Source organism: Chitinasiproducens palmae (assembly GCF_900095735.1).
In the GTDB taxonomy this organism is placed as follows: Bacteria; Pseudomonadota; Gammaproteobacteria; order Burkholderiales; family Burkholderiaceae; genus Chitinasiproducens; species Chitinasiproducens palmae.
In genome coordinates this window covers 56,549-79,521 of sequence record NZ_FNLO01000010.1, presented here as the reverse complement: position 1 = coordinate 79,521, position 22,973 = coordinate 56,549, and the positions used below count along the sequence as shown (strand labels likewise).

Below are 22,973 nucleotides of genomic sequence, written 5' to 3'. Positions count from 1 at the left end.
CTTGCGCTGGCGATGCTTTGGCGCGACTGGCGCGGCGGAGAGCTGACGGTCCTGTTGCTGGCGCTGGTCCTGGCAGTGGCGGCGCTGACCAGCGTCGGCTTCCTGTCGGACCGGATGCGCCAGGGCCTCGACCGTGATGCGCGTCAAATGCTGGGCGCCGATCTGCGTATTCGTGCGGACCGGCCGGTGGACCCGGCCTTCGCCGCCGAGGCGGCACGCCTCGGGCTGCGCACCGCGACCACCGCGATCTTTCCCAGCATGGCCACGCCGGGTGGAGGGGCCGGCGCCAGACTGAGCGCGGTCAAGGCAGTGTCGGACGCCTATCCGTTGCGCGGCGCGGTCGACATCGTCTCGTCGCCCGGCGGCGCCGCGCACGCCGCGACCGGCGTGCCGGCGCCGGGGACCGTCTGGGTCGACCCCGCGTTGCTCGATGCCCTCGGCTTGCCGCTCGGTGGCACGATCAAGCTTGGCGACAAACCGTTCCGCGTCGCCGCGACGATCGCTCGCGAACTCGACCGCGGCTACAGCTTCGTGAACTTCTCGCCGCGCGTCATGCTGCGCGCCGACGACCTCGCCGGCACCGGCCTGACTGGCTTCGGCAGTCGCGTCACCTATCGTCTGCTGGTCTCCGGCAACGACGCTGCGCTGGCCCGCTATACCGCCTGGGCGAATGCGCGGCTGGCCGAGCCAAACGCCCGCGGCGTCGCGCTCGAGTCGCTGGAGGAGGGCCAGCCCCAGGTGAAAGCGACGCTCGATCGCGCGCACCGCTTCCTGACGCTCGTGGCGCTGCTGACCTCGCTGCTGGCGGCGGTCGCGATCGCGCTGGGTGCGCATCGTTTTGCCCGCCGCCATGTGGACGGGTGCGCGGTGATGCGCTGCATCGGTGCCAGCGCGCGAACGCTGACAGTGCTGTTTCTCGTCGAATTCCTGCTGGTCGGACTGATCGGCGGGCTGATCGGGGTCGGCATCGGCTTCGCGGGCCACGCGGTGCTGCTCAACTGGCTGGGTGCGCTGCTGCGCATCGACCTGCCGGCGCCGACGCTCTGGCCGGTCGCGCAAGGCGTCGGTACCGCACTGGTGCTGCTGCTGGGCTTCGCACTGCCGCCACTCTTGCCGCTCACGCGGGTGCCGCCGGTCAAGGTGTTGCGGCGCGAGGCCGACCCCGGCCGGCGTGGCAGCGTGTTCGGCTACACGCTCGGCGTGGCGTTGTTCGCGGCTTTGTTGGTGGCGAGCGCCGGGCAGTGGCGCCTGGGCCTGATCGTCGCGGGCGGTTTCGCGGCCGGGCTGCTGGTGTTCGGCGGGCTGTCGTGGCTTTGCCTGCGGGCGCTGGCGCGCGCGGCACGGCGCGAGCGGCCGGCGCAGCGCTTCGGCACCCGCTACGCGCTTGCGTCGCTGTCGCGACGAGGGGCCAGCAGTGCGTTGCAGGTCACGGCGCTGGCAATCGGGCTGATGTGCCTGCTGCTGCTGGCGATGACGCGCAACGACCTGATTGCGGGCTGGCGGCAGTCGACGCCGCCCGACGCACCCGACCGTTTCGTGATCGATATCCAGCCCGATCAGGTCGATGCGGTGTCGCGGGGGCTGCACGCCCTTGGTGTCGCCTCGCCCGCCTTGTCTCCGATGATCCGGGGCCGGTTGACGCGTCACAACGGCAAGGCGGTGTCGCCCGACGCCTACCCGGAAGAGCGGACCCGCCGGCTGGTCGATCGCGAATTCAATCTGTCGTACACCGACGTGCTGCCGGCCGGCAACCGGATCGGCGCGGGGCGGTGGTTCGGCGCCACGGACGCGGGCGCGCCGCCCGGCACCAAGGTGTCGACGGAAAGGTCGATGGAGATGTCGATGGAGGCGGGCATCGCGAAGCAACTGGGCGTCCAGCTCGGCGACACCCTGCGCTTCGAAGTGGCCGGACAGGCGGTGGACGCGCGCGTGACGAGTTTGCGCGAGCTGGACTGGGGCAGCTTCCGGGTCAACTTCTTCGTGCTGATGCCGCCGGCTGCGCTGGCCGATCTGCCGGCGACGTTCATCACCAGTTTCCGCTTGCCGCCCGGTGCCGGTCCCCGACTGGACGCGCTGGTGCAGGCGATGCCCAACCTGACCGTGATCGATACGGCCGCGATCCTGGCGCAGCTCCAGGGTGTGCTTGATCAAGTGATCGCGGCCGTGCAGTTCCTGTTCGCATTCACGCTCGCCGCCGGCATGCTGGTGCTGTACGCGGCACTGGCGGCATCGCGCGACGAGCGCTCACGAGAGTCCGCGCTGCTGCGCGCGTTGGGCGCGTCGCAACGGCAGGTCGGTCGCGTGCAGTTGACCGAGTTCGTCGTAGTCGGGGCGATGGCGGGCTTGTTCGCCGCGCTCGGGGCGCAGGCGATTGGCTGGTTGCTGGCGCGGCGCGTGTTCGATTTCGCGATCGCGTTCGACCCGTGGCTTGCGCCGGTCGGCATCGTCGCCGGACTGGCGTGCGCGCTGCTTGGCGGCTGGTGGAGTTTGCGCCAGGTGCTGGCGCGTCCGGCGCTCGCCTCGCTGCGGAGTCAGTAGCGGCGCTGGCGCCCCGGTGGGCAAGACGGGCGGGCTCGGCGCGGCACTGGCGCGGCGTATCGCTGAAACGGCGCAATGAAGCGGCGCGATGAAGCGGCACGATAAAGCGGCGCGATGAAGCGGCTCAGACCGGGAGCGGCGATGAGATCGCCGTGCTTTTGCCGCTTCCCTGCCGCTTCCCTGCCGCTCTCGTGCCGCTCCCCTGCCGCTCTCACCATGAGAACGCGGTCCGCCGGCCCATGCGATGCCGTCGGCAGCCCCGTGAAACCCTTGCGCGGTCGAGCCGGGCGAGCCGCGCGCTCGCGATGCCGAGCGGCGCGGCGTGTCAGACGGCTTCCCGACGACTGGCCCACTTGTCGCCGGCAGGCGATTCGAAGCGTCGGCACAGGTCGAGGAGGGCGGCCGGGTCGCGCTCGGTAAGCAGCAGATCCAGATAAGGCTCGCGCAGAAAGCCCTCGGCCACCGTGTGACGCAGCATCGTCAGCAGCGGGTCGTAGAAGCCCGCGACGTTCAGCAAGCCGATCGGCTTGCGGTGATAGCCGAGCTGCGCCCAGGTATAGACCTCGAACAGTTCCTCGAGGGTGCCCGCGCCGCCGGGCAGCGAGATGAAGGCATCGGACAGGTCGGCCATGCGCTTCTTGCGCTGGTGCATGTCGGGCACGACTTCCAGCCGGCTCAGGCCGTGATGACCGACTTCCTTGTCCATCAGCAACTGCGGGATGATGCCGACTACTTCGCCGCCGGCGCCAAGCGCGGCATCCGCGACGATGCCCATCAGGCCGACGCTGCCGCCGCCGTAGACCAGCGTAAGGCCGGCGTCAGCCAGCGCCTGGCCGAATGCACGCGCCGCTGCGGCGTACGCGGGGCGCGCGCCATTGGCGGAACCGCAGTAGACACAAACCGATTTCATCATGATTTCTCTGGAGGAGGCGGCGTGGCGCTGGCGAGTCGCTGATAGCGCTCGCGCGACGCGCCGCGCAGATAAGGGGCGATCACCGACAGGATTTGCAGGCTGGCGCGCTGCAGTTCGGCCCGGATAGCCGCCTGGTCGTTGTACTTCCGTGGATGCATGACGAACTGGTAGGAGAGCCAGTACGTTGCGATGACACCGATGTTGGTCGCGATCAACTCGATCTCGGTCGCGCTCGCGGCCATCTCTTCGCTGGCCACCAGGCGCTCGCACAGACTGCGTGCGAACCCGACCTTGTGCGAGATGATTTGCTTGAAGTGGGTTTCGAGCGTGCGGTTGCGCGCCAGCAGGTCGTTCAGGTCCCGGTACAGGAAGCGATAGGCCCACAGGAAATCGGCCATCCGCTGCAGGTATGTCCACACTTCCTCGATCGACGGCGCGCTGTCGCCCACGAAGGTCATGCGCTTGTCGATCTCCGCTTCGAACTGCAGAAAGATGCAGTTGATGATGTCGTCCTTGTTGCGGAAGTGGTAGTAGAGGTTGCCGGGACTGATCGACATTTCCTCGGCGATGGTCGTCGTCGTGACATGCGGCTCGCCGATTTCGTTGAAGAGCTTCAACGACTTCTGCAGGATGCGCTCGCGGGTACGTCGCGGGAGTTTGATGTCCATGGCTTCAGGCGGCACCGACGCGCCGGGCACGTCGGCGCGCTATCGGCCGATTATAACGGCGCGCTCCGAACTGTCTCTCCCATGTTCGGAGCGTCGCGGCGGGAACCGCCACCGGCGTGCAGGCTGACGCGCGTTGGACTGCCGCCGCCGGCGGCCCGACGCACGGCTTCAGCCGCCGATCGCGTCGGCCAGCGAGGGCGGCGCGCAATGGGTCGTTTCGACCAGCCGCGCCATCGCGTCGCGCAGCGCGCTGCGCACGCCCTCCTCGAAAACCGGGTGGTAGAACGGCATCGTGATCAACTCATCGACGGTCGCGCCACGTTGGATCGACCACGCGAGCAGGTGAGCGAAATGCTCCGCATGGGGTGCGATGCCTTCCGCGCCAAGCAGGCGTCGCGTCGCCTTGTCGGCATACACGCGCAGCAGGCCGCGGTTGACCTGTTCGATGCGGGCCCGGCCCTGGTCGTCGAAGCTCGATTGGCCGGCGACGATGGTGTCGGGGTCAAGCGCTTCGAAGCGCGCGCCGCACATCAGCATCTGCGGGTCGGAAAACACCACCGCGAGCGGTGTCGAACGCTCGAACGACGTGGTGTCCGGCCATGCCGCCGCATTGGTGCCGGCAATGCGGCCCTCGTCCGCGGCCTCGTTCAGCCATGGCCGCTGGCCGTCGACGTCGCCCGCGATGAAAACCGGCGCCGGGTCGCCGTCACCGCCGCCGTCGCTGGCGGGGCGACTGTCCTTGCCGAAACGGCACTGCATGCGCGTTTCGTCGAACAGCGGCACACCGTGCTTGCCGAGTGCGAGTCCGCTTGCGTCGAGCGCCAGCTTGTCGAGCTGCGGGCGCCTGCCGGTTGCGACCAGGACGCGATCGAATTGCTCGTCGCGATGCTTGCCGTCCGGCGTCCGATAGACGATGCGCGCACGGGCGGCGTCGCCCTGCTGCACTCGTTCGATCGAGACGACGTCGGCGTCGCAGTCGAGGTAAAACTCGGCCCCGAGCGTTTGCCGCGCACACGCGGCGACGGCCGGATCGGTCAGGCCGCCCAGCGAGCCACCCTTGCCGAACATGCGCACGGTGACACCAAGCCGTGACAAGGCCTGACCCAGTTCGAGCGCGATCAGGCCGGTGCCGAACACCGCGATGCGTGTCGGCAGGGCCGGCCATTCGAACAGCGTATCGCTGGTCGCGACCAGGTCGCCGAGCGGCGCGAATTCGTCGGGCAGCGTCGGCGTGGCGCCGGTCGCGATGATTACCGCGCGTGCCTGTACCAGCGTGTTGCCGGCCGACAGCCGGGTGGGGGCAAGAAAGCGTGCGTTCGCGCGCAGCAGCGCGTCCGCCGGAAATTGTTCGATCTCCTTTTTGACCAGGCCGACGAAGCGGTCGCGCTCGGTGCGCAGCCGGTCCATCACCGCAGTGCCGTCGATCCGCAGCGTGCCGTCCAGGCGGATGCCGAAGGTGTCCAATCGCCCGGTTTCCGGCGCGGCGGCGTGGGCCGCATTGGCGGCGGCGATCAGCAGTTTCGAGGGCATGCAGCCGACCCGCGCGCAGGTCGTGCCCAGCGCGCCGCCATCGATCAACAGCGCCTTGGCGCCGGCCTTGGTCGCGGCACGATAGGCGGCCATGCCAGCGCTACCGGCGCCGATGATCGCCACGTCCGTATTGAGTTCTTTCATGAGTCCGTCCATTGGCACAGGGGCGTCCAATCAGGTTGCCACGGTTCCGTCGTTCGTGCCGGTTTGACGGTCCGCACGCTGGCGCAGGCGAGTGTCACGGAGGCGGGCGGCTGTCAGCGTGCCGACGTGCCCGGCGTGCGCGCGGCCGCGGCGCGCGCGGCTGGGCGAGGGGAGAAGGTCAGGGTCGGCGGCCAGCTTCGGGGTGCGGCAACGCAGCGCAACGGGCAGACGGGCAGACGGCGCTGTGCCGCGCGTGCGATGCAGCAGAACGAACGAGAGGCGCGAGCCCGCGGCGCGGCGGCGGCGGCGTAAGCAGCGTCAGGCGAGGGCGCGGGCCGAACGGCACGCTGCCAGGCCCGATTCGCAGTCAGTCGCTGCCACCGCTGCGCTCAGGGATTGGCGCGTTCCAGGTCGAAGGCGCCTGAGTTGCCGCCGGCGCCGCCCGACGCCGCGATGCGTGGCGCTGCGGTATCTGCCGTTCGTGGCGCGGTCGAGACGGAAAACGGCGCCGAGGCGGCCGCGGGCGGGGTGACGGTACCCCGCGCTGCCGCGGAAGCCGGCGCCGGTGGGGCGGCGGATGCGGACGCAGCCCGGGCGGCCCCGGGGCGCACTTGCCGGCCGCGGAGGGCATTGCGGACCACGTGATGGAGGCCGGCACTGCCGCTGGGCGGCGCGGTCACCGCGGAACGCGGCAGGCGTTCCTGCCGGGCGGCAATGCCCGTTCGCTGACGTTCCGGCAGCCGCTGATAAGCCTTCCACGCCCGTTCACGCTCGACCGGCGACAAGCTGCGCGCCAACTGGTAGTTTTCCCGCGCATGCCGGCGCTCATCGGGCGTCAGCGCGGCCCACCGTGCGATGCGCTGTTGCAGCAAGGCGCGCCGATCGCTCGGCATCCGGCCCGCTTCTTCCGCGATCACCAGCCACTTCTTGCGCTGCTCGGCCGTCAGCGTGGACCACTGGCTGGCCAGCGGCGCGAGCAGGGCACGTTGCTCCGCGCCCAGGGTGGGCCATGCCTGGTCAGCAACCACCGGTGCCGTGCTCGGCGCCAACGGCGCGACCGGCACGGCCGTGCCGATCACCGCGGGCGTATCGGTCGAATGCCAGCGCGGCCAGGTGGCGGTCAGCGCGATCGCCGCCGCGGCGACCGCCAGCAGCGAAGTCGCGCCAACCAGATGGCTGTCCGCAGTCACTTAACGATCGCCCTTCAGGTAGCCGTTGAAGCCATGATCGAGGTAGGCGTCGATCGGCAGCGCATCGCTCAGCATCTGGGCATCGAGGGTCGCGTAGTCGTCGATCCGCTGCTGGCGTTCGACATTGCCGAGACCGAGCAGGGCCGCCCCGATGGCCAGCGCCGCCGCCAATGCCGCCAGCCGCCGCGCGCCGTGCCGACCGCCCGGCCCGTCCGACACGCCCGTCGAGCCGCCAGCCGTCGCCAGCGCCGGTACGCGCACCAGGACCGGCGCGGCGGCTTTCTTGCGCGCCATCGCGCGGCGCCGGGCGTCGGCCAGGCGGCCGCGTGTCGCGGCCGGTAGCGCGGCGGCATGCTGGTCGAGCGCGTGACAGAGTCGCCTCGCGAACAACTGCTCGTCGAATTCCGTTTGATCGCTCATAAGGTGATTCCTTTCGCTTGCAGCGCAGCCGCCAGGGTACGGACGGCCCGCGAGCAGTGTGTCTTGACACTGCCCTCGGAGCAGCCCATCAAGGCAGCGGTCTGCGCCACGTCCATGTCCTCCCAGTAACGCAGCAGGAAGGCTTCGCGTTGACGCGCCGGCAGGCGGTCGATCTCGGCATCGATCAGTGTAAGCGTTTGCGTGCGACCCAGCGTGTCGTCGGCCGGCCGGGTAGCCATCGACAGTGGCGCGACGGCATTGCTGGTCAGGGTCTCCAGCGGGTCGACGTCGTCGGGCAGGCCCAGCGAGGCGAGCGAGGCGAAGCGCGAGTCGCGCACCTTTTGCCGGCGGAAGTGGTCGAGCGTGGTCGTCTGCAGAATGCGTTGGAACAACAGCGGCAATTCGCCGGCCGGCCGGTCGCCGTAGCGCTCGGCGAGCTTGACCATCGCTTCCTGGACGATGTCGAGCGCGGCGTCGGCATCGCGCACCGCGTACTGCGCCGTCTTGAAGGCGCGCGTCTCGACGCCGGCGAGAAAGTCGCCCATCTCCTTATCGGAAGCCATTCTGCATGCGGGGAAGCCGCTTGATTGCGCGAGGCGGTCTGCGTTCTTGAAGGAGCGGATGCTATCAAAAAAAGCGCGGGCTGCGGGCGCGTGCCGCCCTGCCGGGCCGGCTGGGCCCCGCGACGGTGCGCGATGCATGCGCGTGGTGCGGCGCGCGCGCGACAGCCGGCGGGCAATCCTTCGAATGGTGCAAATTGCCTTGACCGGGCCAGCCGGTGCCGCTAATGTTCCGAATTCGCATCACGACACACGTCCCAGTGCCGCCGGCCCATCAGGCGGACCGGTGCCGGGATGAGAAGCTCGAAAGCGGGCCACAAGCACGCATGGAGAGCATCCGATCAATTTTTTGCCGAAAATTGCCAAGGCGGATCATGAAAACTTCCAGCGCGGAATTCTCCGCGCGCGACGATGTCGCTCAGACTTCCACTCGCGTTCCTCCGTCTCCCTCGTCTCCTCTGACCGTTTCCTCGACCACGCCGCCGCGTGCTGAGTCGATCGGCGCAACCGCGCTCGTCGAAGCCCTTGCCGTCGAAGGCGTCGAATACATCTGGGGCTATCCCGGTGGATCGGTTCTCTACATCTACGACGAGCTGTACAAGCAGGACCGGATTCAGCATCTGCTCGTGCGCCACGAGCAGGCAGCCGTGCATGCGGCCGACGCCTATGCGCGCTCGACCGGCCAGGTCGGCGTCTGCCTGGTGACCTCGGGGCCCGGCGTCACCAACGCGGTGACCGGCATCGCGACCGCCTACATGGATTCGATTCCGATGGTGGTGATCAGCGGCCAGGTCCCGACCGGCTCGATCGGCCAGGACGCGTTCCAGGAGTGCGACACGGTCGGCATCACGCGGCCCTGCGTGAAGCACAACTTCCTGGTCAAGGATGCGCGCGACCTGCCGGCGATCGTCAAGAAGGCGTTCCATATCGCCCGCACCGGACGACCGGGCCCGGTGCTGATCGATGTCCCGAAGGACGTCTCGAAAACGCCGTATGAGTACGAGGCGCCGCAACACGTCGCGCTGCGCTCATACAACCCGGTGACCAAGGGACACTCGGGCCAGATCCGCAAGGCGCTGGCGCTGCTGCTGGGCGCGAAGCGCCCGTACATCTACACGGGCGGCGGCGTGATCCTCGCGAACGCCGCGCGGGAGCTGAACCAGTTCGCGGACCTGCTCGGCTATCCGGTCACCAACACCCTGATGGGTCTGGGCGGCTATCGGGCCAGCGACCGCAAGTTCCTCGGCATGCTCGGCATGCACGGCACCTACGAAGCGAACATGGCGATGCAGCACTGCGACGTGCTGATCGCCATCGGGGCGCGCTTCGACGACCGCGTGATCGGCAACGTCGAGCATTTCGCGTCGCGGCCCCGCAAGATCATCCACATCGACATCGACCCGTCGTCGATCTCGAAGCGCGTCAAGGTCGACATCCCGATCGTCGGCGACGTGCGCGAAGTCCTCAAGGAGATGATCGAGCAACTGCAGGTGGTCGATCACGGCCCGGACACCGAGGCCCTCGCGCAGTGGTGGCAGGAGATCGAGGCGTGGCGCGGCATCGACTGCCTGAAGTTCGACCGCGACAGCGAGATCATCAAGCCGCAGTTCGTGGTGGAGACCCTGCACCGGCTCACCGGCGGCAACGCGTTCGTCTGCTCGGACGTGGGCCAGCATCAGATGTGGGCCGCCCAGTACTACCGCTTCAACGAGCCGCGGCGCTGGATCAATTCCGGCGGGCTCGGCACGATGGGCTTCGGCCTGCCGGCCGCGATGGGCGTGAAGATGGCTCATCCGGATGACGATGTCGTGTGCATCACCGGCGAGGGATCGATCCAGATGTGCATTCAGGAGCTCTCGACCTGCAAGCAGCACAACACGCCGGTCAAGATCATCTCGCTGAACAACCGCTATCTGGGCATGGTGCGGCAGTGGCAACAGATCGAATACGCGGAACGGTATTCGCATTCGTACATGGATGCGTTGCCCGACTTCGTGAAGCTGGCGGAGGCCTATGGTCACGTCGGCATGCGGATCGAGAAGACCTCGGACGTGGAGGCGGCGCTGAAGGAGGCGCTGCGCCTGAAGGACCGAACCGTCTTCCTCGATTTCCAGACCGATCCTTCCGAGAACGTCTGGCCGATGGTCCAGGCCGGCAAGGGCATCACCGAGATGCTGCTCGGCGCCGAGGATCTGTTCTGAGTCGTCGCGGGCGCGCGCCCGCGATCCGCATCGACTGTCAAACGAAGCCATCATGAAACACATCATTTCCGTTCTGCTGGAGAACGAACCGGGGGCGCTGTCGCGCGTCGTCGGCCTGTTCTCGGCACGGGGTTACAACATCGAGACTCTGACCGTCGCGCCGACCGAGGACCCCTCGCTGTCGCGCATGACGATCGTGACGATCGGCTCGGACGAAGTGATCGAACAGATCACGAAACATTTGAACCGCCTGATCGAGGTGGTCAAAGTGGTCGACCTGACAGAGGGCGCCCACGTGGAACGCGAGCTAATGCTGATCAAGGTCAGGGCGGTGGGCAAGGAGCGCGACGAGATGAAGCGGATGGCGGATATCTTCCGCGGCAGCATCATCGATGTGACGGAGCGCACCTATACGGTCGAGCTGACGGGGGACACGAACAAGCTCGACGCGTTCATCCAGGCGGTCGACGCCACGGCGATACTCGAAACGGTCCGCACCGGTTGCTCCGGTATTGGCCGCGGCGAGCGCGTCCTGAAAGTCTGAACCCGGCGCTCGCCGCCGCCTGACAATCATTCAACTCAATAAACAACGGATACCAGCATGAAAGTTTTCTACGACAAGGACGCCGACCTCTCGCTGATCAAGAGCAAGCAAGTCACCATCATCGGCTACGGTTCGCAAGGCCACGCCCACGCGCTGAACCTGAAGGAAAGCGGCGTCAACGTCACGGTCGGCCTGCGTCCGACCGGCGCGTCGGCGAAGAAGGCCGAATCGGCCGGCCTGACCGTGAAGGCGGTCGGCGAAGCGGTGAAGGGCGCCGACGTGGTAATGATGCTGATCCCGGACGAACTGATCGCCGAGGTCTATCGCAACGACGTCGAACCGAACATCAAGCAGGGTGCCGCGCTGGCCTTTGCGCACGGCTTCAACGTCCACTACGGTCAGGTGCAGCCGCGCGCCGACCTGGACGTGATCATGATCGCGCCGAAGGCGCCGGGCCACACGGTGCGCTCGACGTACAGCCAAGGCGGCGGCGTGCCCCACCTGATCGCCGTGGCCCAGGACAAGTCCGGTTCGGCGCGCGATCTCGCGCTGTCGTACGCGGCGGCCAACGGCGGCGGCCGCGCCGGCGTGATCGAGACGAACTTCCGCGAAGAGACCGAAACCGACCTGTTCGGCGAACAAGCCGTGCTGTGCGGCGGTACCGTCGAGCTGATCAAGGCCGGTTTCGAGACGCTGGTCGAGGCGGGCTATGCGCCGGAAATGGCGTATTTCGAGTGCCTGCACGAGCTGAAGCTGATCGTCGACCTGATCTACGAAGGCGGCATCGCGAACATGAACTACTCGATCTCGAACAACGCTGAATACGGCGAGTACGTGACCGGCCCGCGCATCATCACCGACGAGACCAAGCGTGCGATGCGCGAAGTCCTGAAGGACATCCAGACCGGCGAATACGCGAAGAGCTTCACGCTCGAAAACCGCGCCGCCGCGCCGACGTTGCAATCGCGCCGCCGCCTGACGGCCGAGCACCAGATCGAGCAGGTCGGCACCAAGCTGCGCGCGATGATGCCGTGGATCGCGAAGAACAAGCTCGTCGACCAGTCGAAGAACTAAGACTGACGGCGTGCCGGCGGGCCTTCGAGCGGCCCGCCGCGCGATCTTGCGTATTGTCAAAAAGCCGCGTTGCCACTCAGTGGCAACGCGGCTTTTGCTATCCTAGCGTTTTCATTGTCAGGCAGACCATTCATGAATTATCCGCACCCGATCATTGCGCGCGAAGGCTGGCCGTTCATCGCAATCGCCGCCGTGCTCGCGCTCATGATCCAGTCGTGGGCAGGGCTGGGCTGGGCCTGGCCGTTCTGGCTGCTGTTGATCTTCGTCGTGCAGTTCTTCCGCGATCCGCCGCGCGCGATTCCGACCCAGGCCAATGCGGTGCTGAGTCCCGCCGATGGCCGCATCGTCGCGATCGAAACGGTCCGCGATCCACACGCGGACCGCGAGGCAGTGAAGATCAGCGTGTTCATGAATGTCTTCAACGCGCACTCGCAGCGTTCGCCGGTCGACGGTGCGATCGTCAAGGCCGAATACTTCCCGGGCGCCTTCCTGAACGCCGAACTCGACAAGGCGTCGCTGGAAAACGAGCGCAACGCGCTGGTGATCGAGACGACCAGCGGCCACACGGTCAGCTGTGTGCAGGTGGCGGGGCTCGTCGCGCGCCGCATCCTGTGCTACGTGCGCGCCGGCGACGTGCTGCGGCGCGGCCAGCGCTACGGTTTCATCCGCTTCGGTTCGCGGCTCGACGTATTCCTGCCGGTCGGCAGCCGTCCGCGCGTGTCGATCGGCGAGAAGGTGTACGCGTCCGCGACGATTCTGGCGGAACTGGCGGAGTCGGCGTCCGTCGCACCGACGCGCGACGAGGCGGTCCGCGCCGCCGCCGTCGCTGGCGTGGGCGAAGTCATGCCGCGCGCCGATGTGGTGCCGCCGGCGGACGTCGTTTCGGGAGACATCGATCCGAACGGTTCGACCCTCCCAACCGGCCCGGCGCCCGGCGCCGATCCGCTGCAGACGCCGCCGGCCGGCACCTTGGCACCGGACGGCACGCCGCCCGCCGGCGGCCAGCCGAACGACCCGACGCAGACCGGTGTCGGCGTCACGCGTGGCCCGAGCGGCCAGATCGGCTGACGGCAGCCCGGGCATCGAGCAGGAGAGGAAATGGCATTGAAGCCGCGCCGCAACGGGCGCTTCGCGCAGCACTGGCCGCGACAGCTGCGGCGTCGGACACCGACCGGTGCCGTGCGGCCCCCCCGCCCGGATCTGCGGGCGGAACGCCAGCAATTGCTGCGCAAACGCGGCATCTACCTGCTGCCGAACGCATTCACGACTGCCGCGCTGTTCTGCGGTTTCTTCGCGATCGTGCAGGCGATGAACATGCGCTTCGAGGCGGCGGCCATCGCGATCTTCGCGGCGATGGTGCTCGATGGAATGGACGGTCGGGTCGCGCGCATGACCCATACGCAAAGCGCGTTCGGCGAGCAGTACGACAGCCTGTCCGACATGGTCTCCTTCGGTGTTGCGCCGGCGCTGGTCATCTATGAATGGGCGCTGAAGGATATCGGGCGCTGGGGCTGGCTGGCGGCCTTCGTCTACTGCTCCGGCGCGGCGCTGCGGCTGGCGCGCTTCAACACCAATATCGAGGTGGTCGACAAGCGGTTCTTCCAGGGCTTGCCCAGCCCGGCGGCGGCGGCGCTGATCGCGGGCTTCGTCTGGCTGTCGATCGACAACCGGCTGCAGCTCACTTGGCACTGGATGCCGTGGGTGGCGTTCGCGCTGACGATCTATGCCGGCGTCACGATGGTCTCGAACGCGCCGTTCTACAGCGGCAAGGCGCTCGACGTGAAGCACCGCGTCCCGTTCGGCGTGATCCTGTTGATTGTCGTGCTGTTCGTCGCGGTCTCGTCCGACCCGCCGATCGTCCTGTTCGGCCTGTTCATCCTGTACGGATTGTCGGGCTATCTGTTCTGGGCATACCGCGCACTGGCATCGCGGCGTGGAAGCGGCGGCGACGCCGCGTAGGACCGTGGCGTCGCCGCCGGCCGGCGCCGGCAGGGCAGGCGCGGCGGGCCGTGCCCGACCGGACCCGTATCGAGGCCCGTGCCGTGTCCATGCCGTGCCCGTGCCGTGCCGTGTCCGCCGGCCCGCTGGCGAGGCGCATGACGATTGCGCGCCCGCCCGAATGTCGCTATAGTCACCCGATGCTTTCCCGAATCCTCCCGCTTTCCCCGACGCACCGCGCAGCCGCTGGCACGCGCGGTATCGTCGCGTCCCGCCCCGGCCGCCTGGCCGGCGCGCTAACGCTACGCCCGTAGCGCTGCCTTCGTTCGCCTCCGTTTTGCCGATGTGATCGGCTTCGCCAACGGTGGCGAAGCCCGATACCCCACATTCCGAAAACGGAGCAACGAGATGGCTGACCAGCTGATCATTTTCGATACGACCTTGCGCGATGGCGAGCAGTCGCCCGGCGCGTCGATGACCAAAGAAGAGAAGATCCGCATCGCGAAGCAGCTGGAACGGCTGAAGGTCGACGTGATCGAAGCCGGCTTCGCGGCCAGTTCCAACGGCGACTTCGAGGCGATCAACGCGATCGCGCAGACGGTCAAGGACAGTCGCATCTGCTCGCTGGCGCGCGCCAACGATCGCGACATCGCCCGCGCGGCCGAGGCCCTGCGTCCGGCCGGCCAGTTCCGCATCCATACGTTCATTGCCACCTCGGCGCTGCACATGGAGAAGAAGCTGCGCATGTCTCCCGAGCAGGTGCTGGAGCAGGCGCGGCTGGCGGTGCGATTCGCGCGTCAGTTCACCGACGACATCGAATTCTCGCCCGAGGACGGCAGCCGCTCCGACATGGACTTCCTGAGCCGCGTGCTGGAGGCCGTGATCGCGGAGGGCGCGAGCACCATCAACATTCCGGACACGGTCGGTTATGCGGTGCCGGAGCAGTTCGGCGCGTTGATTCGCTCGCTGCGCGAACGCGTGCCGAATTCGGACAAGGCCGTGTGGTCGGTCCATTGCCACAACGATCTCGGCATGGCGGTCGCCAATTCGCTGGCCGGCGTGATGATCGGCGGCGCACGCCAGATCGAATGCACGGTCAATGGCCTGGGCGAGCGGGCCGGCAACACCTCGCTGGAGGAAGTCGTGATGGCCGCGAAGACGCGCCGCGATTTCTTCGATCTGCAGCTGGGCATCGACGCGACGCAGATCGTGCCGGCCTCCAAGCTGGTGTCGCAGACGACCGGTTTCGTGGTTCAGCCGAACAAGGCCGTGGTCGGCGCGAATGCGTTCGCGCACGCGTCCGGCATCCACCAGGACGGCGTGCTGAAGGCGCGCGACACCTACGAGATCATGCGCGCCGAAGACGTGGGCTGGAGCGCGAACAAGATCGTGCTGGGCAAGCTGTCGGGACGCAACGCGTTCAAGCAGCGGCTGCAGGAACTGGGCGTGATGCTCGACAGCGAAGGTGAGCTGAATGCCGCGTTCGCGCGTTTCAAGGAGCTTGCCGACCGAAAGGCGGAAATCTTCGACGAGGACATCACGGCGCTTGTCGCGAACGGCGGCGAGCACGCCGACGCCGATCACTTCCGCTTCGTATCGCTGTCGCAGCGTTCGGAAACGGGCGAGCGGCCGCAGGCCCGCGTGGTCTTCGTCAGCGAAGGGCGCGAGCTGGTCGGCGAGGCGGACGGCAACGGTCCGGTGGACGCGACGCTCAATGCGATCGAATCACGCGTGGGCAGCGGCGCCGAACAGGTGCTGTACTCGGTCAATGCGATCACCACCGGCACCCAGGCGCAGGGCGAGGTGACGGTGCGGCTGTCGCGGAATGGCCGGATCGTCAACGGCGTCGGCACCGATCCGGACATCGTGGCCGCGTCGGCGAAAGCCTACCTGTCGGCGTTGAGCAAGCTTCAGGCGAAGGCCGAGAAGGTCAACCCGCAGCACGCCTGAACGGCGCGCGGCCGCTCCGCGCGCGGTACGGCGCGACGGCCGCCTAGAACCACTCGCGGCGGTCGGGGTCGTGCAGCGGGTCCGGCGACTTCTGCGTCGAGCGCAGGATGCCGTCGTCGCTGAAGTAGAAGCTGTACATCATGTACCAGACGTCGGCATCCATATAGCGATAGGTCCAGACCTCGCGCTTCATCAACGGGAAGTACGAGGTCTCGACCGGCTTGCCGAAGTGATGGAGCACGTCGTCGCGGGTCCAGCCATCGATCGTCGCCGCGCCGAACGACTCGTTCGTCAACACCTGCTGCACCGCCAGCACGCGGCCGCTGCTGTCGATATCCGCGGCGGTGGTCGTTTCGCCGAACGGCTGGGTCGGCCACAACAGGCGTTCGACCCCATTGCCAAGGGGATAGCGTTCGCGCGCGGGTCCGAGCGTTGCCACCACCTGACTCGCATCCTGGCCGGCCGAGACGCGCTGCCACGGTTGGGCGCAGCCGGCGAGGGTGCCGGCCAGCGCGGCGGCCAGGACGCCGCCACGCGCGAGGCGGGCGAGCGGGCGAAGCTTGGGCATAGTGGTCTCCGAAGTGACGTCGACGATGGCCTCGTGCGGCAGGCGCCGTAGCGCGGTCTAGCGCGGTCGGCAGCCAACTCACCCCCGAACTGCGCCCGGACCGCACCGGAGCGCATGTGGGCTGCGTCCGCGCGGCGCTCGAACTACGCGCAAACTGCGCGCTGTGGTGGCGACTCCTGGCAAGCCCCGCCCGGCAGGGCGCCCGATGAAGCCGCCACTGCGGCGTCCACCTAGGCGCTGACTGCTGCCCGGATCGGGCCGATTCGGCACATCTCGACGAAGGTTCCGCATTGTGCGCCATTTTGCGTCGCGGATGCCGTCGCGATGGCCGCCGTGCCCCGAATCCGCTGCCGCGCGGGCGCCGCCGGCGCTGTGTCCGCGGTCGGCGCTGCGGCGTGTCTCGCCTGTGCTAGAATAGCGCCCTTGTCGTTCTGCGAGCTTGCGTTCCGCGAGCTTTCGGAAGGGCATCCACGGCACGGCCCTTTCTTCCGTGACCGCCTGTCGATACAAGGAAAACATCATGTCCGTAGCAGATATCAACAAGTCGGAAATCGTCGCCAAGTTCGCGCGCACGCCGAACGACACCGGCTCCCCTGAAGTTCAAGTCGCGCTGCTGACCGCTCGCATCAACGACCTGACCGAGCACTTCAAGGCGCACAAGAAGGATCACCACAGCCGTCGCGGCCTGTTGGCGATGGTCAGCCGTCGCCGCAAGCTGCTCGACTACCTGAAGAAAGGCGACGCAGACCGTTATCGCGCGCTGATCGAAAGCCTGAACCTGCGTAAGTAAGCAGGACGGCATCACGGCTTTGCCCTGTCCCGACGCCCCCGTCGCGTCCGTAGCCCCGCTTTGGGGACGCGGTCGCCGGGGTGTCGGCCGGAGCGAGGCAGGCGGCGCGTTGTGCCCGGCTGGACAGTTTCCGGCCGGGCACAACGCGCCGCTGTCGTATCTGCGCGGCACACGCGCGACGCGTCGGCTGCGATGCAGCACCGATGCGGTCCGTTGGATGCAGTGTCATCGTTTTGCGCCTGTCGCGTGCCGCCGCTTGCGCGGCGCCCGGCAGTCCATCGTGCAACCGGCGTCGCCAGCCGCTTGTGTCATTCCAGCGCTGCGTGCGGCACGCGATGTGCGGCGTGTCCCGCGCCGCGCTGGAATGGCATAAACACAATGCTGGCCGGTGCATGGATCAGAGACGTCAAGGCCGCCGACGCGCGGGGCCGGACGTCAATATAAGGAGTCGACATGTTCAATAAAATCACCAAAACCTTCCAGTGGGGCGCCCATCAGGTGACCCTCGAAACGGGCGAGATCGCCCGCCAGGCTTCTGGCGCCGTGCTCGTGTCCATCGAAGACACGGTGGTCCTCGCCACCGTCGTCGCGCAGAAGACTGCCAAGGCGGGTCAGGACTTTTTCCCGCTGACCGTCGACTATCTCGAGAAGACCTACGCCGCCGGCAAGATCCCGGGCGGCTTCTTCCGCCGCGAAGGCCGCCCGTCGGAAGGGGAGACGCTGATCTCGCGTCTGATCGATCGTCCGATCCGTCCGCTGTTCCCGGAAGGCTTCTACAACGAAGTGCAGGTGGTGATCCACGTGCTGTCGGTGAACCCCGAGATTCCGACCGACATCCCGTCGATCATCGGTGCCTCGGCCGCGCTGGCCATCTCCGGCGTGCCGTTCAACGGGCCGGTCGGTGCCGCGCGCGTCGGCTACCTCGACGGTCAGTACGTGCTGAATCCGACGCGTGACCAGATCAAGGCCTCGCGCCTCGATCTGGTCGTCGCCGGCACCGACCAGGCCGTCCTGATGGTCGAGTCCGAAGCCGATCAACTGCCCGAGGACGTGATGCTGGGCGCGGTCGTGTACGGTCACGAGCAAATGCAGATCGCGATCGACGCGATCAACGATCTGGTCGAGCAGGGCGGCAAGGCGGAATGGGACTGGAAACCGGCCGACCGCGACGAAGCGCTGATCAGCCGCATCGCGGCGATCGCCGAGCCGAAGCTGCGTGCGGCCTATCAGATCCGCTCGAAGCAGGAGCGCACGGTGAAGCTGCGCGAGGTCGAGCGCGAGGTCTCCGCGCAATTGTCGCAGGTCGCCACCGAGACGGACGGTGTCGCGCCGGACGCGACCACGCTCGGCAACATCCTGTTCGACCTCGAAGCGAAGATCGTGCGCAGCCAGATCCTGGCCGGCGAGCCGCGTATCGACGGTCGTGACACCCGCACGGTTCGCCCGATCGAAATCCGCACCGGCGTATTGCCGCGTGCCCACGGCTCGGCGCTGTTCACGCGCGGCGAGACGCAGGCGCTGGTCGTCACGACGCTGGGGACCGCGCGCGACGAACAGGTCATCGATGCGCTCGAAGGCGAGTACCGCGAGCGCTTCATGCTCCACTACAACATGCCGCCGTTCGCCACCGGCGAAACCGGCCGCGTCGGCTCGCCGAAGCGCCGCGAGATCGGCCACGGCCGCCTTGCCAAGCGCGCGCTGGCCGCCTGCCTGCCGTCGGCCGACGAATTCGGCTACACGATGCGCGTCGTCTCGGAAATCACCGAGTCGAACGGCTCGTCCTCGATGGCCTCGGTCTGCGGCGGCTGTCTGGCGCTGCTCGACGCCGGCGTGCCGATGAAGGAACAGGTGGCCGGTATCGCGATGGGCCTGATCCTCGATGATGGCAAGTTCGCGGTGCTGACCGATATCCTCGGCGACGAAGATCACCTCGGCGACATGGACTTCAAGGTGGCCGGCACCAGCAACGGCATCACCGCGTTGCAGATGGACATCAAGATCCAGGGCATCACGAAGGAAATCATGCAGGTGGCATTGGCTCAGGCCAAGGAAGGCCGCATGCACATCCTCGGCAAGATGCAGGCGGCGGTGCCGTCGGTGCGCGCCGAACTGTCGGCCCACGCGCCGCGCATGGTCACGATGAAGATCCCGTCGGACAAGATCCGTGACGTGATCGGCAAGGGTGGCTCGGTGATCCGTGCGTTGACCGAGGAAACCGGCACCACCATCGACATCACCGACGAAGGCATGGTGACGATCGCCGGCACCAGCGCCGAAGGCATGGAAAACGCCAAGCGCCGGATCGAGCAGTTGACCGTCGTCGTGGAGCCGGGCCAGGTCTACGAAGGTACCGTGGTCAAGATTCTCGACTTCGGCGCGATCGTCAACGTGCTGCCGGGCAAGGATGGTCTGCTGCACATCAGCGAGATCGTCAACGAGCGCGTGAACGACGTGAAGGACTACCTGCAGGAAGGTCAGTCGGTGCGCGTCAAGGTGCTGGCGACCGACGAGAAGGGACGCATCCGTCTGTCGGCCAAGGCGCTGCTGAACGAAGCCGGCGCCTGACCGTCCCGACCGCCCGTGCGCCCCGCATGCCGGGGCGCGGGCGTCGGCATGCGACCAAGCCGCCGGCACCGCGAGGTGCCGGCGGCTTTTTTCTGGAGAGCGACGATGAGCAAGACGATGAAGGCGGTGGAGATCGACGGTTTCGGTGCGCCGGAAGTGCTGCGGCTGGCGGAGCGCCCGCTGCCGCAGCCGGGGCCGGGCGAAGTGCTGATCAAGGTCGCGGCCAGCGGCATCAATCGTCCCGACGTGCTCCAGCGGCTCGGCAACTATCCGCCGCCGCCCGGCGCTTCGGACCTGCCCGGCCTCGAGGTATGCGGCACGGTGGTGGGCGGCGCGGTCGGTCAGGCGCCCGGCATTGTCGAGGGTGCGCGCGTCGTCGCGTTGCTGACCGGTGGTGGCTATGCCGAGTACGCGGTTGCGCCGGTCGGCCAGTGCCTGCCCGCGCCCGCGGGGCTCAGCGACGTGGAGGCCGCGTCCCTGCCGGAGAACTTCTTCACCGTCTGGAGCAACGTGTTCGAACGGGGCTTGCTGGGACGGGGCGAGGGCGGCGCCGGCGAGACGCTGCTCGTGCAGGGCGGTTCGAGCGGCATCGGCGTGACGGCGATTCAGCTGGCGTCGGCCTTCGGTTTTCGCGTCTTCGCGACGGCCGGCAGCGCCGAGAAGTGCGCCGCGTGTGAACGCCTGGGCGCCGCGCGCGCGATCAACTACCGCGAGGAGGACTTCGTCGAGGTGGTGCGGGCGGCCACGGACGGGCGTGGTGCCGATGTGATCCTTGACATGGTCGGCGGCGACTATGTGCCGCGCGAGCTGAAGGCACTTGCCGACGGTGGCAGGCTGGTACTGATCGCGCTGCTCGGCGGCGCGAAGGCCGACGTGCCGCTTGGCGAGATCCTGCGGCGGCGGCTCACGGTGACGGGCTCGACGCTGCGGGCCCGGCCGGTCGGCTTCAAGGCGCAGATCGCCGCCCAGCTCCGCACGCAGGTCTGGCCGTTGATCGAGGCCGGCCGGATCAAGCCGGTGATCCACGAGGTGCTGCCGGCGGCCGAAGCTGCGCGTGCCCACGCGTTGATGGAAAGCAGCGCGCATATCGGCAAGATCGTGCTCGCCTGGTAAGGCTTGCTTGGCGGAGCGATGGGCGGCTGTTTCTTCCGGCCGCGCCGGCAGCTTCGGCAAAAGGACGGTACAGAGAAAATCGATCCGCCGGCCGGGGCGGGGCGGTGACAGGGCCGGCCGATCACCGGCCAGCCGGTGATCGGCCGGCACGCGAGCGGCGATCCGGCAGCGGTCAACCAGGCAACGCCGTTGACCCGCTCGCCCCAGCAAAGTAAAATTTTGCGTTTTTCCCGGCATTTCGCCGCCAGTGGCTGGGCGGTGCCGAGGTGATGGCGGTGCCGGACGCGGTAGTTTGGTGTCCCGAATCGCCCGGCAAGGCATAAAAACAGGAGCGCACGGATGGCGTCGAGAGCGAAGTGGGTCGTCGGAAACTGGAAGATGCACGGCTCGCTGGCCGACAACGCCGGCCTGCTCGAATCGATCGCGGCCGCGCCCGCCAGCGGCGCCCGCATCGGTGTCTGCGTGCCCTTCCCATACCTGGTGCAGGCGCGCGACGTGCTGCTCAGCTCGTCGGTTGCGTGGGGCGTGCAGGACCTGTCGATGTACCCGAAGGGTGCGTACACCGGCGAGGTGTCGGCGCAAATGGCGGTGGAGTTCGGCGCGACGCTCGCCATTGTCGGTCATTCGGAGCGCCGCACGTATCACCGCGAGGCCGATGACGTCGTCGCGCAGAAGACCTTGCGCGCGCTGGAAGCGGCGATCACGCCGATCGTCTGCGTCGGTGAGACGCTGGAAGAGCGCGAGGCCGGCAGCACCGAGCAGGTTGTCGGTCGGCAGCTCGACGCGGTGCTGGCGGTGCTCGATGCGCAACAGGCGGAGCGGATTCTCGTCGCCTATGAGCCGGTATGGGCGATCGGCACGGGCAAGAGCGCCAGCGCCGCGGAGGCGCAGGCGGTTCACGCGTTCCTGCGCGAGCGGCTGCGGGCGAAGTCCGCCGCGCTGGATGCCGTGACGATCCTGTACGGCGGCAGCGTCAAGCCGGGCAACGCGACGGAGCTGTTCGGCATGCCGGATATCGACGGTGGACTGATTGGCGGCGCATCGCTGGTCGCGGACGATTTTCTCGCCATCTGCCGGGCGGCAGCCTGAGGCGAAGCGTTCCCGATCGGCGCAACCGGTGTGCCGATCTTAAATGAGTAACGAAAATGTTGTGGTTGAAAACCTTGATCATCGTGGTGCAGGTGCTGTCCGCGCTGACCATCATCGGACTGGTGCTGCTGCAGCACGGCAAGGGCGCCGACATGGGCGCCGCGTTCGGTAGCGGTAACTCCGGCAGCCTGTTCGGTGCGTCCGGCTCGGCCAACTTCCTGTCACGGACGACCGGTATTCTGGCCGCGGTGTTCTTCGTGTGCACGCTGGCTTTGACCTATGTCGGTGCCTACCATCCCAGTGCGTCGGCCGGCGTCCTCGGCGGCGCGGCGCCTGCAACCGTGCCGGCGGCCAGCGGCGCTGCGGCAGCCGCGCCGGCGTCGCCGGTTGGCGCCAGCGGCACGCACCAGGACGTCCCGAATTAATGCCTTTTCCCAATCCCGGAGATTGAACAATTCTATTAAAGGGGTTAGAATCTAAGTCTTGTCGGGATGCGGCCATTGAGTGTTGTGGCCGCCGTTTCAGGGCTTGGCGCGGTCGCTTGCCAGGCTGGAAATTGCCCAGCAGTCAGATGGAAGAGCAGTAGATTGCCGACGTGGTGAAATTGGTAGACACGCTATCTTGAGGGGGTAGTGGCGAAAGCCGTATGAGTTCGAGTCTCATCGTCGGCACCATGATTCAGTGATAATGCCAGCCGCTTGGTAAGTGCCCCGGCTGGCATTGTTTCGTAAAGCGTCCGCTTTTGCGGCGCAGTCCCTGCCAGGTGGTCCTTGCGTGCGCCTGGTGCCACCCAGCCGATAACCGTAAGAGGATAGCCGTGAACCTCGCGCCATACTTCCCCGTCCTGCTGTTCATCGTGGTGGGCGTTGGCCTGGGTGTCGCGCTGATTGGCGCGGGCAAGCTGCTCGGGCCGAGCCGTCCGGACGCGGAAAAGAATTCTCCCTACGAGTGTGGCTTCGAGGCATTCGAAGACACCCGCATGAAGTTCGACGTGCGGTACTACCTCGTCACCATCCTGTTCATCATCTTCGATCTGGAAACGGCCTTCCTGTTTCCGTGGGGCGTCGCGCTTCGCGACATCGGCTGGCCCGGTTTCCTGGCGATGATGGTATTCCTGCTCGAATTCGTTCTCGGTTTCGTTTTCCTCTGGCGCAAGGGTGCGCTCGAGTGGGAATGAT

At 67.5% G+C, this 22,973-nt stretch carries 19 protein-coding genes, 1 tRNA gene and 1 pseudogene; 14 read left to right on the top strand and 7 right to left on the bottom strand.

Annotated features, from left to right (window positions below):
* The first annotated feature begins 12 nt into the window (after positions 1–12).
* Positions 13–2,538 carry an ABC transporter permease gene (locus BLU54_RS16210; RefSeq protein ID WP_091910936.1) on the top strand — a complete coding sequence of 842 codons (2,526 nt, stop codon included), beginning with the start codon at positions 13–15 and terminating at the stop codon, positions 2,536–2,538.
* Between the two features lie 325 nt (positions 2,539–2,863).
* Here the strand turns inward: BLU54_RS16210 and BLU54_RS16205 are convergent, their stop codons facing one another.
* The 6 genes from BLU54_RS16205 to BLU54_RS16175 form a co-directional block, all read right to left on the bottom strand.
* Positions 2,864–3,448: an LOG family protein gene (locus BLU54_RS16205; RefSeq protein WP_091910934.1), complete on the bottom strand. Its 585-nt coding sequence runs from the start codon at positions 3,446–3,448 to the stop codon at positions 2,864–2,866.
* Positions 3,448–4,119: a TetR/AcrR family transcriptional regulator gene (locus BLU54_RS16200; RefSeq protein ID WP_091910704.1), complete on the bottom strand. Its 672-nt coding sequence runs from the start codon at positions 4,117–4,119 to the stop codon at positions 3,448–3,450. The genes BLU54_RS16205 and BLU54_RS16200 overlap by 1 nt, the downstream gene beginning before the upstream one ends.
* Before the next feature lie 168 nt (positions 4,120–4,287).
* Positions 4,288–5,793: a dihydrolipoyl dehydrogenase gene (locus BLU54_RS16195; protein ID WP_091910931.1), complete on the bottom strand. Its 1,506-nt coding sequence runs from the start codon at positions 5,791–5,793 to the stop codon at positions 4,288–4,290.
* A 389-nt stretch (positions 5,794–6,182) separates the two neighbouring features.
* On the bottom strand, positions 6,183–6,983 hold the full coding sequence (locus BLU54_RS16185) for a DUF3106 domain-containing protein (protein WP_091910700.1): 801 nt from the start codon (positions 6,981–6,983) through the stop codon (positions 6,183–6,185).
* Complete coding sequence (locus tag BLU54_RS16180) at positions 6,984–7,403, bottom strand: DUF3619 family protein (protein WP_091910698.1); 420 nt, start codon at positions 7,401–7,403, stop codon at positions 6,984–6,986. It abuts the gene before it with no gap.
* A complete protein-coding gene (locus tag BLU54_RS16175) occupies positions 7,400–7,966 on the bottom strand; it encodes an RNA polymerase sigma factor (RefSeq protein ID WP_091910696.1) in 567 nt (188 codons plus the stop codon). The genes BLU54_RS16180 and BLU54_RS16175 overlap by 4 nt, the downstream gene beginning before the upstream one ends.
* 371 nt (positions 7,967–8,337) lie before the next feature.
* Between BLU54_RS16175 and BLU54_RS16170 the strand changes: the two genes are divergently transcribed.
* The 6 genes and pseudogenes from BLU54_RS16170 (at position 8,338) to BLU54_RS16145 (ending at position 15,670) form a co-directional block, all read left to right on the top strand.
* The gene (locus BLU54_RS16170; protein ID WP_091910693.1) at positions 8,338–10,164 is read left to right on the top strand and encodes an acetolactate synthase 3 catalytic subunit; all 1,827 of its coding nucleotides are present in this window, start codon (positions 8,338–8,340) and stop codon (positions 10,162–10,164) included.
* Between the two features lie 52 nt (positions 10,165–10,216).
* A complete protein-coding gene (gene ilvN / locus BLU54_RS16165) occupies positions 10,217–10,708 on the top strand; it encodes an acetolactate synthase small subunit (RefSeq protein WP_091910691.1) in 492 nt (163 codons plus the stop codon).
* Between the two features lie 57 nt (positions 10,709–10,765).
* The gene (gene ilvC / locus BLU54_RS16160) at positions 10,766–11,782 is read left to right on the top strand and encodes a ketol-acid reductoisomerase (RefSeq protein ID WP_091910690.1); all 1,017 of its coding nucleotides are present in this window, start codon (positions 10,766–10,768) and stop codon (positions 11,780–11,782) included.
* A 132-nt stretch (positions 11,783–11,914) separates the two neighbouring features.
* Positions 11,915–12,556: pseudogene (locus BLU54_RS16155) on the top strand (phosphatidylserine decarboxylase); the annotation flags it as partial.
* A gap of 324 nt (positions 12,557–12,880) precedes the next feature.
* Positions 12,881–13,741, top strand: a complete 861-nt coding sequence (pssA, locus tag BLU54_RS16150; RefSeq protein ID WP_091910688.1) for a CDP-diacylglycerol--serine O-phosphatidyltransferase — start codon at positions 12,881–12,883, stop codon at positions 13,739–13,741.
* A gap of 387 nt (positions 13,742–14,128) precedes the next feature.
* On the top strand, positions 14,129–15,670 hold the full coding sequence (locus BLU54_RS16145; RefSeq protein WP_091910929.1) for a 2-isopropylmalate synthase: 1,542 nt from the start codon (positions 14,129–14,131) through the stop codon (positions 15,668–15,670).
* 43 nt (positions 15,671–15,713) lie between these two features.
* On the opposite strand, the gene BLU54_RS16140 is transcribed toward BLU54_RS16145, so the two are convergent.
* On the bottom strand, positions 15,714–16,238 hold the full coding sequence (locus BLU54_RS16140; protein ID WP_091910686.1) for a hypothetical protein: 525 nt from the start codon (positions 16,236–16,238) through the stop codon (positions 15,714–15,716).
* 520 nt (positions 16,239–16,758) lie between these two features.
* On the opposite strand from BLU54_RS16140, the gene rpsO reads away from it, so the two are divergent.
* The 7 genes from rpsO to BLU54_RS16105 all read left to right on the top strand — a co-directional run bounded on the left by rpsO (position 16,759) and on the right by BLU54_RS16105 (position 22,972).
* Positions 16,759–17,028, top strand: a complete 270-nt coding sequence (rpsO, locus tag BLU54_RS16135; protein ID WP_091910684.1) for a 30S ribosomal protein S15 — start codon at positions 16,759–16,761, stop codon at positions 17,026–17,028.
* Between the two features lie 453 nt (positions 17,029–17,481).
* Positions 17,482–19,593, top strand: coding sequence for a polyribonucleotide nucleotidyltransferase (gene pnp / locus BLU54_RS16130; RefSeq protein WP_091910681.1), 2,112 nt, complete (start codon positions 17,482–17,484; stop codon positions 19,591–19,593).
* A 117-nt stretch (positions 19,594–19,710) separates the two neighbouring features.
* A complete protein-coding gene (locus BLU54_RS16125; protein WP_091910927.1) occupies positions 19,711–20,706 on the top strand; it encodes an NAD(P)H-quinone oxidoreductase in 996 nt (331 codons plus the stop codon).
* Between the two features lie 339 nt (positions 20,707–21,045).
* Positions 21,046–21,795, top strand: a complete 750-nt coding sequence (gene tpiA / locus BLU54_RS16120) for a triose-phosphate isomerase (protein ID WP_091910678.1) — start codon at positions 21,046–21,048, stop codon at positions 21,793–21,795.
* 56 nt (positions 21,796–21,851) lie between these two features.
* Positions 21,852–22,220, top strand: coding sequence for a preprotein translocase subunit SecG (gene secG / locus BLU54_RS16115; RefSeq protein ID WP_091910676.1), 369 nt, complete (start codon positions 21,852–21,854; stop codon positions 22,218–22,220).
* A 164-nt stretch (positions 22,221–22,384) separates the two neighbouring features.
* Positions 22,385–22,469, top strand: a tRNA-Leu gene (locus BLU54_RS16110).
* 143 nt (positions 22,470–22,612) lie between these two features.
* On the top strand, positions 22,613–22,972 hold the full coding sequence (locus tag BLU54_RS16105) for an NADH-quinone oxidoreductase subunit A (protein WP_091910674.1): 360 nt from the start codon (positions 22,613–22,615) through the stop codon (positions 22,970–22,972).
* Position 22,973 lies beyond the last annotated feature (1 nt).